At 70.1% G+C, this 14842-nt stretch carries 12 protein-coding genes; 7 read left to right on the forward strand and 5 right to left on the reverse strand.

The window, feature by feature from the left end; genetic code table 11:
- The first annotated feature begins 27 nt into the window (after window positions 1-27).
- The 5 genes from AB0K28_RS48535 to AB0K28_RS48555 all read left to right on the forward strand — a co-directional run bounded on the left by AB0K28_RS48535 (window position 28) and on the right by AB0K28_RS48555 (window position 6290).
- Window positions 28-1425: an aminobutyraldehyde dehydrogenase gene (locus tag AB0K28_RS48535; protein WP_364384601.1), complete on the forward strand. Its 1398-nt coding sequence runs from the start codon at window positions 28-30 to the stop codon at window positions 1423-1425.
- Between the two features lie 251 nt (window positions 1426-1676).
- Complete coding sequence (locus AB0K28_RS48540; protein ID WP_364384604.1) at window positions 1677-4883, forward strand: nitrate- and nitrite sensing domain-containing protein; 3207 nt, start codon at window positions 1677-1679, stop codon at window positions 4881-4883.
- A 5-nt stretch (window positions 4884-4888) separates the two neighbouring features.
- The gene (locus tag AB0K28_RS48545) at window positions 4889-5302 is read left to right on the forward strand and encodes a roadblock/LC7 domain-containing protein (RefSeq protein ID WP_201760494.1); all 414 of its coding nucleotides are present in this window, start codon (window positions 4889-4891) and stop codon (window positions 5300-5302) included.
- A 21-nt stretch (window positions 5303-5323) separates the two neighbouring features.
- Window positions 5324-5731, forward strand: a complete 408-nt coding sequence (locus AB0K28_RS48550) for a DUF742 domain-containing protein (protein WP_245956307.1) — start codon at window positions 5324-5326, stop codon at window positions 5729-5731.
- Window positions 5712-6290, forward strand: a complete 579-nt coding sequence (locus tag AB0K28_RS48555; protein WP_355421430.1) for an ATP/GTP-binding protein — start codon at window positions 5712-5714, stop codon at window positions 6288-6290. Before AB0K28_RS48550 ends, AB0K28_RS48555 begins: the two co-directional genes overlap by 20 nt.
- A gap of 56 nt (window positions 6291-6346) precedes the next feature.
- On the opposite strand, the gene AB0K28_RS48560 is transcribed toward AB0K28_RS48555, so the two are convergent.
- The 5 genes from AB0K28_RS48560 to AB0K28_RS48580 all read right to left on the reverse strand — a co-directional run bounded on the left by AB0K28_RS48560 (window position 6347) and on the right by AB0K28_RS48580 (window position 11129).
- On the reverse strand, window positions 6347-7090 hold the full coding sequence (locus AB0K28_RS48560) for an ABC transporter ATP-binding protein (protein ID WP_345397938.1): 744 nt from the start codon (window positions 7088-7090) through the stop codon (window positions 6347-6349).
- Window positions 7091-7272: 182 nt separating this feature from the next.
- Window positions 7273-8496, reverse strand: coding sequence for a flavin-dependent oxidoreductase (locus AB0K28_RS48565; RefSeq protein WP_364384617.1), 1224 nt, complete (start codon window positions 8494-8496; stop codon window positions 7273-7275).
- A gap of 19 nt (window positions 8497-8515) precedes the next feature.
- Window positions 8516-9304 carry an ABC transporter permease gene (locus AB0K28_RS48570; protein ID WP_364384608.1) on the reverse strand — a complete coding sequence of 263 codons (789 nt, stop codon included), beginning with the start codon at window positions 9302-9304 and terminating at the stop codon, window positions 8516-8518.
- An 11-nt stretch (window positions 9305-9315) separates the two neighbouring features.
- Window positions 9316-10131 (reverse strand): ABC transporter permease, encoded by an 816-nt coding sequence (locus AB0K28_RS48575; protein WP_364384611.1) that lies wholly within the window; start codon window positions 10129-10131, stop codon window positions 9316-9318.
- Window positions 10128-11129: an ABC transporter substrate-binding protein gene (locus AB0K28_RS48580; protein ID WP_364384613.1), complete on the reverse strand. Its 1002-nt coding sequence runs from the start codon at window positions 11127-11129 to the stop codon at window positions 10128-10130. The genes AB0K28_RS48575 and AB0K28_RS48580 overlap by 4 nt, the downstream gene beginning before the upstream one ends.
- A 664-nt stretch (window positions 11130-11793) precedes the next feature.
- Here AB0K28_RS48580 and AB0K28_RS48585 point away from each other — a divergent pair.
- Together AB0K28_RS48585 and AB0K28_RS48590 are read left to right on the forward strand one after the other, a co-directional pair.
- Entirely contained in the window at window positions 11794-14679 is a 2886-nt protein-coding gene (locus tag AB0K28_RS48585; RefSeq protein ID WP_364384615.1) for a nitrate- and nitrite sensing domain-containing protein, read from the forward strand.
- Window positions 14676-14842: roadblock/LC7 domain-containing protein (locus AB0K28_RS48590; protein ID WP_364384619.1), on the forward strand; the 167-nt coding region annotated here is incomplete at its 3' end. The genes AB0K28_RS48585 and AB0K28_RS48590, both read left to right, overlap by 4 nt.

A 14842-nucleotide genomic window follows, 5' to 3' on the forward strand; every position in this document is an offset into this window, starting at 1 on the left:
CACGACCCGAAAGTTGAAGTCTTCCTGATGCGCGAACTGATCAACCCCGCCACCGGCCTGCCCTTCGCCGAGGTCCCCGACACGCCTGTCGAGGAGGTCGCGAAGGCGGTCTCGGCCGCGCGCGCGGCGTACGAGGAGTGGTCGCAGGCCACTCCCGGCGAGCGCGCCCGGGTGCTGCTGCGCCTGGCCGACCTGGTGGAGGCCGAGGCCGAGGAGCTGACCAGGCTGGAGGTCGAGGAGACGGGCAAGCCGGCGGCGGTCTTCCGCGACGGTGAGCTGCCCTTCGCCGCCGACAACCTGCGCTTCTTCGCCGGGGCCGCCCGGTCGCTGGAGGGCACCGGGGCCGGGGTGTTCAGCGCCGGCTACACCTCGGTCCTGCTGCGCCGTCCCGTCGGGGTGGTGGGGTCGATCGCGCCGTGGAACTTCCCGTTCGTGATGGCGGTCTGGAAGGTCGGTCCCGCGGTGGCCGCGGGCAACGCCGTGGTGATCAAGCCGGCTCCCCAGACCCCGCGTACGACGCTGCGCCTGGCCGAGCTGTTCGGCGCGGCGGGCGCACCCGATGGCCTGGTGCAGGCGGTGACCGGCGGCGCCGAGGTCGGCCAGGCCCTGGTCACCGACCCCGGCGTGGACATGGTGAGCGTCACCGGCTCGACCGAGACCGGCCGCGCCGTCATGACCGGCGCGGCCGCCACGCTCAAGCGGGTTCACCTCGAGCTCGGCGGCAAGGCGCCCGCCCTGGTGTTCGAGGACGCCGATCTGGCGGAGATGGCCCGGGGCGTCGCCATGGGGGCGACGTACAACACCGGCCAGGACTGCACCGCGGCCACCCGCGTCTACGTCGCCAGGGAGGTCTACGGCGACGCGGTGGAGGCGATCAAGGAGACGCTGGCCGGCATCACCGCCGGCGACCCCTGGGACCCGGCGACGGACATCGGCCCGCTGATCTCCGCCGCGCACCGCGACCGCGTGCACGGCTTCGTGGAGCGGGCCGGAGGGCGCGTTCCGCACGGAGGCTCCCCGATCGGGGGCTCCGGCTTTTTCTATCCACCCACGCTTGTGACTGATGTCGCACAGACCAGCGAGATCGTCCAAGGTGAGCTGTTTGGACCGGTCCTGGTCGCGCTCCCGTTCGATGGCGAGGACGAAGCGGTCCGGCTGGCCAACGACACTAGATACGGTCTCGCCTCGTCGGTGTGGTCGCGTGACGTGGCTCGCGCGATGCGCGTATCACACCGGCTGGACGTGGGAGTGACCTGGGTCAACGACCACCTGCCCATCGCCAGCGAGGCTCCGCACGGCGGGGTGAAGGGCAGTGGGTTCGGCAAGGACATGAGCCAGGAGGCGGTGCAGGAGTACTCGGTGACGCGGCACCTGATGGTGAAGCATGCGGCACCGGCCGAGCGGGATTCGTTCCGCCCTGCCTGAAAACGTGGTGGCGCTATCGTGCCCAAAGTGCCTCTTTGGGCGCATGTGATGGGATATGTTCGGTTGGCCGATCTGGTACGGGTTGTGTTCCAATTACCCGGCCGGACAGAATCCCATGCGCCACACGCGTGTCTGATTTTCTTCGAGCACGTACCGGCGAGAGGTTGCGAGACTCAGTGAGGACGAAAGACCCCAGGCACACCCGGTCAGGGGAGTACACAGGCGGACGGTTCCGGCTGGCGAACTGGCGTGTGCGCTCAAGGCTGGTCGCGCTGATCCTCATCCCCACCGTCGTGGGTGTGCTGCTCGCCGGCGTCCAGCTGGCCAACGCCATCGGCACCAGCGCCGAATACCAGCGGCTCACCCAGGTGGCCGAGCTGGTGCAGCGCGTCGGCGGCCTCAACCACGAGCTGGCCAGGGAGCGCACGCTCACCGCCTGGTACGTCGCCGACCGCCGCAGGGGCGGCCGCCTGGTGCAGCTCAAGACCCAGCGGCAGGCCACCGACAAGGCCAAGCAGCAGGTGCTGTCGGCCGCCGCGGCCATCGACGCCTCCCACTCCACCCGCGTGCTCGACGGTGTCAGGAACATGCGCCGCTGGCTCGAGGGTCTCGACAGCCTCCGGGAGTCGATGACGGGCAGCGTCCCCGCCCGAGCCGTCGTCGGCACGTACAGCACGATGATCGAGACGTTCTCCACGCTCCAGAGCGACCTCGGCGACGGTGTCAGCGACGACGCCCTCCAGGGTGACGTGGCCGCGCTCGGCTCGCTGCAGCGGATGAAGGAGGAGGCCGCGCGCCAGCAGATCCTGCTCATCAACATGCAGCTGCAGCGCGGGACCAAGGTCGACAGCTCCGACTGGTCGGACTTCCTCGGCTCCTGGGACAAGCAGCAGACCGAGCAGACCTCGTTCGAGCTGGAGGCCGCCGCCCAGGACCTCAAGACCTACCAGGACACCGTCAAGGGCCCGCAGGTCGACCTCGCCGACGCCATGCGGCAGCGCGCGCTCGCTCAGGTGAGCGCCACCAACCGCATCCGCGACCTCGACGTCACCACCAACCGCGACCTCAACGAGTGGTACGAGAGCACCACCACCGTCGCCAACGCGATGCGCAAGGTCGAGGACGGCCTGGCCACGAAGATCGTGACGACGACCCGCGACCTGAGCGCGACCGAGCAGCGCAACGCCATCATCTCCGGTGCGCTGATCCTGGTCCTGCTGCTCCTGGTCCTCATCATCACCACCCGCGTGGCCGGCTCGCTGGTCCGCCCGCTGCGCCGGCTGCGTGCCGAGGCGCTGCAGGTCGCCACGACCCGGCTGCCCGAGACCGTCCGCGTGCTGCGCGAGTCGGGTGAGGGCGCGCAGGTGCCAGAGGTGCCGTCGGTCGGCGTCAACACCCGTGACGAGATCGGTGAAGTGGCGCGGGCGTTCGACGAGGTCCACCGCGAGGCGATCCGGCTGGCGGGCGACGAGGCCAAGCTGCGCGCCAACGTCAACTCGATGTTCGTCAACCTCTCCCGCCGCAGCCAGACGCTGGTCGAGCGCCAGCTGCAGCTCATCGAGGGCCTGGAGCAGGGTGAGGAGGACGAGCAGCGGCTCGCCAACCTCTTCCGCCTCGACCACCTGGCCACCCGCATGCGGCGCAACAGCGAGAACCTCCTGGTCCTCGCCGGCCAGGAGGCCGCGCGCAAGTGGAGCGAGCCGGTGCCGCTGGTCGACATCGCCCGCGCCTCGCTGTCGGAGGTCGAGGGCTACGAGCGGGTCCAGATCCAGATCCCGTCCGGCACCCAGATCGTCGGCCCCGCCGTCACCGACGCCGTCCACCTGCTCGCCGAGCTGATCGAGAACGCCATCTCCTTCTCCCCGCGCGAGAGCAAGGTCACCGTCACCAGCACCCCCGCCGAGGGCGGCGTGCTGGTCACGATCAACGACCAGGGCATCGGCATGAGCCAGGAGGAGCTGGCCGAGGCCAACTGGCGCCTGGCCAACCCGCCGGTCGTGGACGTGTCCGTCTCCCGCCGCATGGGCCTGTTCGTGGTCGGCCGCCTGGCCCTGCGCCACGGCGTCCGCGTCCAGCTCAGCATGCGCGAGCACGGCGGCCTGAGCGCCCTGGTGATGATGCCCGACATGCTCATCAGCAACGGGCAGGGCAGCCAGCAGGGCCAGTACGAGGCGTTCACCACGTTCGACCCGAGCTCGCTCGGCCAGCCGTCGCGCAACGGTCACCCGTCGTTCGACGACATGCCCGACCAGGTGATGGACACGCAGTGGCCGGGCTCGCTGCCCGCGCCGGGCACCGGCAACTGGCCGTCGTTCGGCGAGCAGCCGCCGTCCTTCCCCGACCCGGCGCCGGCCTTCCCCGACCCGGCTCCGTCCGCGTTCGGCGACCAGCCGTCGGTCTTCGGCGGCGACCAGCCGCCCGCGTTCGGTGAGCCGCCGCGGGCCGAGGAGCCGCGCTGGCCGTCGTTCGCCGAGGAGACGCCCGCTCCGCAGAACAACGTCCCCCAGCAGCCCCTGGGCGAGCAGCGCTGGCCGTCCTTCACCGACGAGCAGCCGCCCGCGGCCGAGCCGAAGCCGTTCGCGGAGAACCGGTGGCCGTCGTTCGCCGAGCAGCCGCCGCCCCTGCAGAGCGACGAGCCGCAGTGGCCGTCCTTCGCCACCGAGCCGCCCCAGCAGCAGCCGCAGCAGGAGGAGCCGCGCTGGTCGTCGTTCGCCGACCCGGCGCCCCGAAGGTCGCTGTTCGAGTCGGATGACCGGGTCAGGCCCCAGTTCGGCGACGGCTACCGCTCGCCGTTCGCCGACGAGCCCAAGCCGGCCGACCAGTTCGAGCAGAACGGGCACTCCGCCTACAACCCGTTCGGCCCCGGCGACTACTCCTCCCAGGACATGACCGGTCCGCTCCCCGCGGTGCGCAACTCGCCGATGGAGGAGCAGAACGAGGAGTTCCTGCCGATCTTCTCCTCGGTCGGGTCGGACTGGTTCCGCCGTCCCGACCCTGAGGTGCTCAAGCCGCGCCACGAGATCGAGCCCGAGTCCGAGCACGAGATCACCGCGGTGCACCCGCCGGTGACCGACGGGCCGCCGCCGCAGGCGGCCGCTCAGGGCGGCCCGAGCCAGAGCCCGGCTCAGGGCGGCCTGAGCAGGTCCGGGCTCCCGCAGCGCAAGCCGGGAGCGTCGGGTGTGAGCGCGTCCTGGTCGTCGCCCGCCGACTCCGGTTTCCAGGCGGCACAGGCCGCGGTCCAGCCGCAGCAGGGCGGCACGACGCAGTCGGGCCTGCCGCGCCGCGTTCCCAAGGCCAACCTGGTGCCCGGTACGGCCAGCCTGGCCGAGCCCCAGGCGACCTCACCAGCACCGCAGATCTCACCCGAGCGGTTGCGCAGCCGGCTCTCCAGCTTCCAGCAGGGTGTCCGGCAAGGCCGGGCGTTCACCCGCGGAGAAGAGAATGAGGAGGACAAATGAGAGAAATGAGCCAGGGAGCGCGTGGCATCAGCTGGCTGATCACGGACTTCGTGAACAACGTGCCAGGCGTCGCCCACACGGTCGTGGTGTCGTCTGACGGGTTGCCGCTGGCCTTCTCCGAGGGTTTTCCCAAGGACCGGGCCGACCAGCTGGCCGCCGTGGCCTCCGGCGTGATCTCCTTGACCCAAGGCGCCGCGCGGGTTTTCGAGGGCGGTATGGTGACCCAGACCGTTATCGAAATGCAGCGTGGGCTCTTGATGATCATGTCGATCAGTGATGGATCCTGCTTGGCCGTCCTGGCGGCTCCCGACTGCGACATGGGTCTGGTCGCGTACCAGATGACGTTGCTGGTCGAGCGGGCCGGTCAGGTGCTGACGCCGGCCGTACGCGCTGAGCTGCAAGCGGCCCGCCCCCGCTGAATCGGGCGGTGACAGGAGAACATGGTGTCAGGTCAGCAGGGTTGGGCTGGTGATAGCACTCCGCCGCATCCGGCGGCTCCCCGTCCGCAGAAGCCGAGCTCCTTGGTACGGCCCTATGCCGTGACAGGGGGGCGCACGGCGCCGCGGATGAAGTTCGCCATGGAGGCACTTGTGTCCTCCGTGACGTCTGAATACCAAGACATTTCCCTACTAAGTCCGGAGTATCAGGCGATCATTCAGCTGACTCGGAACGTCCGGTCGGTTGCCGAGATCTCCGCCCTTTTACGCCAGCCTCTTGGCGTGGTCCGGGTGCTGATCGCCGACATGGCGTCGGAAGGCCTGATCCGCGTGCACCAGCCTGCGCTGGACGCGGGAAAGCCGGACCTCAACTTGCTCGAAAGGGTGCTCAGTGGACTTCGCAGGCTCTAGCCCCGGCCTAACCTCGACGAAGATCGTCGTGGCCGGGGGCTTCGGCGTGGGGAAGACGACATTCGTGGGTGCGGTCTCGGAGATTCTGCCGCTCACCACGGAGGCGGTCATGACGGACGCCTCGGCGCACGTCGACGACGTCTCGCTCACGCCGAACAAGACGACCACGACCGTCGCGATGGACTTCGGCCGGGTCTCGCTCGACCGCGACCTGATCCTGTACCTGTTCGGCACGCCCGGGCAGCACCGGTTCTGGTTCATGTGGGACGACCTCGTCCGCGGCGCCATCGGCGCGGTCGTCCTCGTGGACACCCGCAGGCTCGCCGACAGCTTCCCGGCCATCGACTACTTCGAAGAGGCCAAGCTGCCCTTCGTGATCGGCATCAACGGCTGGGACGGCCAGTTCGCGCACGCCGAGGACGAGATCAGAGAGGCGCTGTCGATCGGCGACCACATCCCGATCGTGCGGCTCGACGCCCGGCAGCGCGAGTCGGTCAAGTCCACCTTGATCACCTTGGTGGAGCACGCTCTGACCCGCCACATGCACTCGCCGGTCTGACGACACGACAGGGTGCCGCCCGATCGCCGGGCGGCACCCTGTCGCGTCGTGAGCGGCTAGACCGTGGCGTGGCCGCGGACGAGCCGGCCGACCTCGGCGCGCAGGTGCACGAAGTCGGGGTGCTCGCGGGTGCTGATCTGGTCGCGCGGGGCGGGCAGGTCCACCTTGAGGTCGCCCACGACGTGCGCCGGCGCCTTCGACAGCACGACCACCCGGTCGCCCACGTAGACGCTCTCGTCGATGTCGTGGGTGATGAGCACGATCGTCATCTGGTGGTGGCCGCGCACCTTCAGCACCAGGTCTTCGAGGTCCTCCCTGGTCTGGGCGTCCACCGAGCCGAACGGCTCGTCCATGAGCATCAGCGTGGGCCGGTAGGCCAGCGCCCGCGCGATGGCGACGCGTTGCTGCATGCCGCCGGAGAGCTGGAACGGGTATTTGCGCCCCGCGCCCTCCAGGCCCACCGACTCCAGCGCCTCCTGGGCGGCTTCGCGCCGCTGGCGCTTGTCCATGTTCTTGCGGCGCAGCGGCAGCGCCACGTTGTCGGCGACCGACATCCAGGGGAACAACGAGCGGCTGTAGTCCTGGAAGACCACGGCGAGGTTGTCGGGCGTCTGGCGGACCAGGTTGCCCTCGACCTTGACCTGCCCGCCCGTCGGGGTGATCAGGCCGGCGATGGAGCGCAGCAGCGTGGACTTCCCGCAGCCCGACGGGCCGACGATGCAGAGCAGTTCGCCCTCGGCGACGCTCAGGTTGAGTCCTTCGATGGCGTGGTGCGCGTTGGGAGTACCGCCGCCGTACACATGGGAAAGGTTCTCTATCTCGAGCAATGGAATTCCTAGGGGGGCGAGACCGCGGGCAGTGCGGCAACTCTTTCAGAGTCGGAAATGACTCTAGCGGAGCGGTAAATGGGGGACATGTCAGTCAGGTGAACCTAATCAGGGCGTGATCTTACTCTTGCCGGAACGTCACTGCTATCAGCCGTTCACACACTCCAGCTCTCCCTTTCGTTGAGGGCGCGCACGTCCGCGTCGGAGATGCGCCGCTGCGCGCCCGCCATGGCGGCCAGCTCCTCCTCGGCCAGCACGTCGCCGATCTCGGTGAACCCGCCGGGCGCCCGCTCGGTCACCAGCGTGACCGTCTCGTCGACGGGCAGCGCCCGGTGCGCCAGCACCAGCTCCGACGTGGCCGGGCGGCGCTCCTCCTCGTACGCCGCGAGCGCGCTTTCCGGGTCGTCGTACGTCGCCAGGCACCGGGCCAGCACCCGCGCGTCGAGCACCGCCTGGGACCCGCCGTTGGAGCCGATCGGGTACATCGGATGGGCGGCGTCGCCGAGCAGCGTCACCCGTCCGCGCCCCCATTGCGGCAGCGGATCACGATCGACCATCGGATATTCGAGTATCCGGTCGGTGGCGGAGAGCAAAGCATGGATGTCGGCGGGGCGGTACTTCCATGACGAGAAATGCGCCAGCACCTCCGCCAATCTTCCCTCGCGGTACCAGTCGGCCCCGGGAACGGCTCCTGGCTCGCCCACCTTCACCTCGGCCACCCAGTTGATCAGCCGCGGATTACGCGCCGAGATGTGATAAGTGACGAATTTCCCGGCCCGGTTGGAGCCGCCCACCAGGACGGTGGCGCCGTCCATGATGGGCTCGCCCTCGGCCACCCCGCGCCACATCCGGATCCCCGACCACAGCAGCGGGCCGCCCTGCGGCCAGATCCGCGCCCGCACCGCCGACTGCACGCCGTCGGCGCCGACCAGCACGTCGGCCCGCTCCTCGACCACCCGGCCGCCCTCGCGCAGCGTGACGCGCACGCCGTCGCCGTCCTGCGCGAGGTCCTCGAACCTGACGCCCGTGCGCACCGGCACGCCCCGCTCCTCGACCGCCGCGAGCAGCGCGAGCTGCAGCTCGCCGCGGTGCACGCTGTATTGGGGCCACCGGTAACCCGCCGCCCTGCCGCGCGGCAGGGCCAGGATGACGTTGCCATGCCGGTCGGCGAAGGTCATGAAGGCCGTCTCCACGCCCAGCTCCGCCAGCGCGCCGCCGAGACCCAGCTCGGTCAGCTCGCGTACGGCGTGGGGCTGCAGATTGATGCCCACGCCGAGCGGCCGCAGCGAGCGGGCCGCCTCCACCACCACACAGTCGAGCCCGGCGGCGTGCAGGCTCAGCGCCGTGCTGAGCCCCCCGATGCCGCCGCCCACGATCATCGTCCGCACCTCAGGGACTCTAACCGACGAGGTCCCTGGCGGCGTGGTGCCAGGCGAGCACGCGCCGCTCGACGACCAGGAACAGCTCGTTGAGCAAGTAGCCGAGGATGCCGAGCAGCACGATCCCGGCCCACATGGCGGGCAGGTCGAACGTCGAGTACGCGTCGGTGAGCTGGAAGCCGATGCCGTTGGTGGTGCCGGGCAGCAGCTCGGAGAAGACCATGACGATCAGCGACAGCGACAGGGCCAGCCGCAGCCCGGCGAACGTCTTGGGCAGCGCGGAGGGCACCACCACCCGCAGCAGCCGCTCGGCCCGCGACAGCCGGAACGCCTGGCAGGTCTGCAGGTGCAGCGGCTCCACCGAGCGGGCCCCGTCGGCGGTGTTGAGCAGCACCGGCCAGACGATGCTGAAGACGATGAACGCCAGCTGCATCCGCATCCCGAAGCCGAACACCACGAGGAACACCGTCACCAGCGCGGGCGGCGGGATCGCGCGCAGGAACTGCAGCACGCCGTCGAGGTAGTCGTACACCCGGGCCGACAGGCCGATCGCGAGGCCGAGCAGCACCCCGGCGAGCGCGCCGCCGGCGAAGCCCAGCGCCATCCTGCCCAGGCTGGGCAGGATGTTGCCGATGGCGGCGTCGGTCAGGAAGAGCGTGGCGGGCGAGCCGGAGAACCACATGGCGTGCATCCGGGTCACGATCGTGCTCGGCGTCGGGAAGAACGGGCTGGCGGCCAGCAGCGTGGCCACCTCCCACACCGCGATCAGCCCGGCCAGCACGAGGACGCGGAAGACGGCCGTACGCATGCCTCTCCTCCTCATGCGCGCTCCCCGAGCTGCTCGTGGTGCCAGCGGAAGGCGCGCCGCTCCACCCAGACCAGCAGGGCGTTGACGGCGACCCCGAACAGGCCCACCCAGAACACCCCGGCCAGGATGTCGGTCATGCGGGCGGGCACCGCGATGCCGGCGAAGAAGATGAACACGCCGATGCCCTCGCCGCGGCCCGCCACGATCTCGGTGCTCACGGTGAGGATGAGCGCCACCCCCGCGGCCAGCCTGACGCCCGTCAGGATGAAGGGCGCCGAGCTCGGCAGGCTGACGCGCAGCAGCACCGACAGGGGGCCGAAGCCGTACGAGCGCAGCGACTCCTTGGCCAGGGGGTCGACGCCGCGCAGGCCGTACATGGTGTTGTAGAGGATCGGCCAGAGCGAGGCGTAGACGACGAGCGCGACACGGTGCTGCAGCCCCGTGCCGATCACCAGCGCCACCAGCGGGATCAGCGCGACCGACGGGATCGGACGCAGGAACTCCACCACCGAGCGGGTGGCCGCGTCGATGATCGGCACGCTGCCCAGCAGCAGGCCGAGCGGCACCGCGAGCACGGCCGCCAGGCACAGCCCGATCGCCCAGGCGAGCGCGCTGGTCAGGGCGTGGGCCTGGAAGGCGGAGTCGGCCAGCAGCGTGACCGCGCGGACGACGATCTCGCTGGCGGGCGGCAGGAACTCGGGGTCGGCGAGCCCTGTCCTGCTGAGCAGCTCGATCAGCGCGGCGAAGGCGAGCGCCCCGGCCGCCCGGCGCGACCACCGGGTGGCCGGCGACGCCGGGCGGACGGGGGACAGGGTCTGGGCGCTCACCCGGACGTGGTGGGCGACATGAGCGTCTTGACGTCGATGGCCTTCGTCAGCCACTTGGCCTCCAGCATCCAGTCGGCCACCCGCTGGAGGCGGACCGGGTTGTCGTTGCTGGAGAAGTAGGGGAAGGTCACCGTGGCGGCCGTGGCCGCGTCGATCTGCGTGAAGTTGGGCAGCACCTTGGCCACGACCTCGCGGTTGTTGGCCATGAGTTTGCCCGCGTTGTGGATGGCCCGCTGGAAGGCCGCGGCGGTCTTCGGGTTCTCGTCGTACCACTCCTGGGTGCCGACGTAGCCGGAGATGGGGAACTCGGCCGCGGGACCAGAGGCCGGGTCGAGGATCTTGCGGGCGCCCATGGTGGCCGTGGCGGCGGTGACCATCGGCTCGCCGAGGTAGGCGGCGTCGATCTGGCCGCCCTTCCACGAGGGCATGATGTTCTGGAACGTCACCTGGACGTACTTGATGGTGGCGGGGTCGACGTTGTTGGCCTTGAGCACCTGGGTCAGGGCCAGCTCCTGGAAGTTGTGCAGGACGTTGACGTTGATCGTCTTGCCCTCCAGGTCTTTAGGCGTCTTGATGGGCGAGTCGGGCAACGCCATGATGCTGAGCGAGTCGGGGGCCGCGCGAGAGCCCTCGGCCAGGATGCGCAGCTTCAGCGCCTGCTTGTCATGGGCGGCGAACATCGACACGTAGTTGCCGAACATCGCGTCGATCTCACCCTTGACCAGCATGGGAATGGCCTCGGGAGCGGCCTGGACGACCTGTGGCGTCACCTCCAGGCCCTCCTTCTCGAACAGGCCCTGGTCGATGGCCACGTAGATGGCGGCGCTGTCGATCGCCGGCAGCGTGGCGATCTTGAGCTGGGTCTTCTCGAGCCCACCCGCCGCGTCCGCGGACGGAGGGGCGCTGGTGTTCGGGTCGCCGCCCGAGCTGCACGCCACGGCGCCGAGCGTCAAAGCGAAGCCGATGATGGCGGCCCTGGCGGAACGGCCAAACCTCATGTCAGGGACTCCCTTCGGATGGAGCCAGGGGGGAACCGGGCGGCTTTCTGCTCCCGGGGACTGTGTGCCTGACGCACAACAGAGATCGACGGTAGCACCAATTGCCGGTCATTTATCGGAAAGCAGACACTTGAGGTTGCAATGTCTGTTTGCCGCTCTATCGTGAAATTTTGGCGGCCGTACGAGATCTTGACGTTTGTCTGTTTTGGGAAAGGGGTGTCAGCCGGGACTTCCGTTACTCATGATGCCGGTCGTTCGATCTCTGTCCGCGAGTCGGGAGGTGGCTCGTGGAACGATCTCCTCTTGCCTGTTTCCGCTGGTCGTAGGTGGTCTACCGATTCTGTCATATTTTCTGGACATCTAGGGACAAACACCTCATCGGGGCACTAGTAGTGGTTGGCCCTTCCCCACCCGTGTGCTCAAATGACGCTTATCTCGATATGTCGCCGTACGAAATGTGCCCCACCTGCAATACCGCTGGTCCACCCGAGAATTTCCCTCAAAGGGCGAGAGGTTGCGAAGGCAAGTGAGAACGCAGAACGCTGAAGCTTCCGCTGACCGCGAGCCGCACGGCCATCAGAAGCGACGGCTGTCCAAACCTTCCTCCGGCAGGTTCGGACTGGGGAACTGGCATGTCCGGTCGCGCCTCATCGCGCTGATCGTCGTGCCCACCGCCGTCGCCGTCGGCCTGGGCGGGCTGAACGTCATCACCTCGCTCAGCGATGCCCGCACCTACCAGACCCTCAGAGAGGTCGCCGAGCTCAGCCAGCAGCTCGGGGCCGTCACCCACGAGCTCGGCTTCGAACGCGACGAGACCGCCCTCTACATCGCCCAGGGCCGGCCCGAGAACCGCGAGGCACAGCTGCGCACCACCTACAGCCAGGTGAACGGCCTCATCGACGAGGCCAAGCAGCAGGCCAACGCACTCGGCGACAGCCACGGCGAGGCCGTGCGCCCGGTGCTGCGCCGCCTGGAGGAGATCCCGACGCTGCGCGAGACCGCGGTCAACGGCAAGATCCAGCCGCTGCCCATGATCAGGAAGTACTCGGAGATCATCTCGGCGCTCCTGCAGTTCCACGACCAGGTGGGCCAGGTGGCGGTGGACGACGAGGTGGCCGACTCCGCCAGCGCGATGGCGGCCATCTCCAGGGCCAAGGAGCAGGCGTCCAAGCAGCGTGGCATCCTCGCCGGCGCGCTGGACAAGAAGGGCTTCGACAGCGGCGAGCTGGACGCGCTCACCGACGCCAAGTCGCGCGAGGAGAGCGAGGAGACGCTCTTCGCCACGCTGGCCACCCTCGACCAGCTCGAGCTCTACCGCAACACCGTCGTCGGCAGGGACGTCGACCAGACCGACCTGTTCCGGCTGCGCGCGATGGCGCAGGCGGCGGAGGGCAGCGATGAGCTGAGCATCAGCGGCCGCGCCGACCGCGACGTGGCGACCTGGGTGGACGTCAGCACCGGCAAGATCGACGCGCTGCGTACCGTGGAGCGGGAGCTGTCGTCCTCGGTCATCCTGCGGGCCAGGGGCCTGGAGGAGGGCGCCAACCGCTCGGCGATGATCTCCGGCGGGCTCATCCTGCTGCTGCTGATCGTGGTCATCGCGATCATCTCGCTCATCGCCCGCTCGCTCATCAGGCCGCTGCGCCGGCTGCGCCGCGAGGCGCTCGACATCGCCGGGCAGCGCCTGCCGGAGACCGTACGGCAGCTGCGCGAGAGCAGCGACGGCACGATCGGCCCCGTCGCGCCCATCGGGGTGGACACCCACGACGAGATCGGCGAGGTCGCGCGGGCCTTCGACGAGGTGCACCGGGAGGCGGTCCGGCTGGCGGGGGAGGAGGCGCGGCTGCGCAGCAACGTCAACGCGATGTTCGTCAACCTGTCGCGCCGCAGCCAGACGCTGGTGGAGCGGCAGATCACCCTCATCGACGGCCTGGAGCAGGGCGAGCAGGACGAGCAGCGGCTCGGCAACCTGTTCAAGCTGGACCACCTGGCCACCCGCATGCGGCGCAACAGCGAGAACCTGCTCGTGCTGGCGGGCCAGGACCCGCCGCGCCGCTGGAGCCAGCCGGTCAAGATCGTGGACGTGGCCCGCGCCTCCCTGTCGGAGGTCGAGAGCTACGAGCGGGTCGTGCTCCAGGTGCCCGACGGCGTGTCGGTGGCCGGCCAGGCCGTCAACGACGTCATCCACCTGCTCGCCGAGCTGGTCGAGAACGCGCTGTCGTTCTCGCCGCGCGAGACCAGGGTGACGGTGTCCGGCAGCAGGATCGACGGCGGCGGCGTGATGCTCTCCATCACCGACTCCGGCATCGGCATGACCCAGGAGGAGCTGGTCGCCGCCAACGAGCGGCTGATGGAGGCGCCCAGCGTGGACGTCTCCGTCTCCCGCCGGATGGGCCTGTTCGTGGTCGCGAGGCTGGCGCACCGCCACGGCATCCGCGTCCAGCTCCGCCCGCACAGCTCGGGCGGCCTGACCGCGATGGTGCTCATCCCCGAGAACATGCTCGGCTCCCAGGCGCCGAACTTCAGCGGCATGCCGTCCTTCTCCGGCAACCAGCCGCCGGCCCTGGCGGGCGCGGCGAGCGGCGGACCGCGAGGGGACGAGCCGTACTCGGGGCCGCACCCCGCGCCGCCCGCCACGGACTGGCCGCAGCCACCCGCGGTGCAGTACGGCCCCGGGCATCCGTCCTTCCCGTCGAGCCCGGAGTTCGGCTCCGGCTGGCCGTCGCCCAACCCGGAGGGCTCGGCCAGCTGGAGCCCGCCCCCGCAGGGCCAGGACGCCGGATGGAGCGCTCCGCCCGGCCAGGACGCCGGCGCGGGATGGGGCTCGCCCCCGTCGGGAGCGCCGGGCCAGGACCCCGCCTGGGGCGCCGGCCCGCCGGTCAAGGACGGCGCAGGCTCGTGGGGCACGCCCCCGGCGTCCGGCCAGGACTCAGGCGGCGCGTGGGGCTCGCCCTCGTGGCAGCCCGACCCCACCGCCTGGCCCGCCGAGCCGCACGCGGGCGACGTGTGGACGCCGCCGCGCAACGCGTGGAACGGCGAGAACGGCCTGCCCAGGCGGCCCACGCCCGAGGCGCCGCCCGGCGGCTGGGGCAAGGACACCATGCCGCCGCAGCGGCCCGGCTTCGAGTACCAGTCGGAGCCTGGACTCGGCGGCGACCCGCCGCCGCGCACCGACGACCACCTGCCGATCTACTCGGCGGTGGAGTCGGCCTGGTTCGGCGCCAACGGCGCGAGCTGGGGCTCCTCCAAGGCGGACGCCGCATGGAGCGCGGCGGAGGCGGCCGCCCGCGAGCCCACCCGCGACGGCGCCACGGTGAACGGCCTGCCCAAGCGGGTCCCCAAGGCGAACCTGGTGCCCGGCTCCGCCGACACCGCCGCCTCGCCCAAGGGCGTCTCGCCGATGCCGACCGTCTCGCCCGACCGGGTGCGCAACCGGCTGTCGAGCTTCCAGCAGGGCTTCAGAGCAGCACGTGACGACATCACCGAGGGCAGGGCGTTCCCCTCTGGTCCCTCAGGCCCTAAGGAGAACGAAAGGGAGGAGGACGCATGAACGATCTCAGCCACGCGGCGCGTGGAGTCGACTGGCTGATCACCGACTTCGTCAACACGGTCCCCGGCGTCGCGCACGCGGTGGTGGTCTCGTCCGATGGTCTGCCGTTGGCGGCGTCGGCGGGTTTTCCTGCTGATCGTGCTGATCAGCTGGCTGCGATCGC

The sequence above is a fragment of the Nonomuraea sp. NPDC049504 genome, from assembly GCF_040676845.1.
Classification (GTDB): domain Bacteria; phylum Actinomycetota; class Actinomycetes; order Streptosporangiales; family Streptosporangiaceae; genus Nonomuraea; species Nonomuraea salmonea.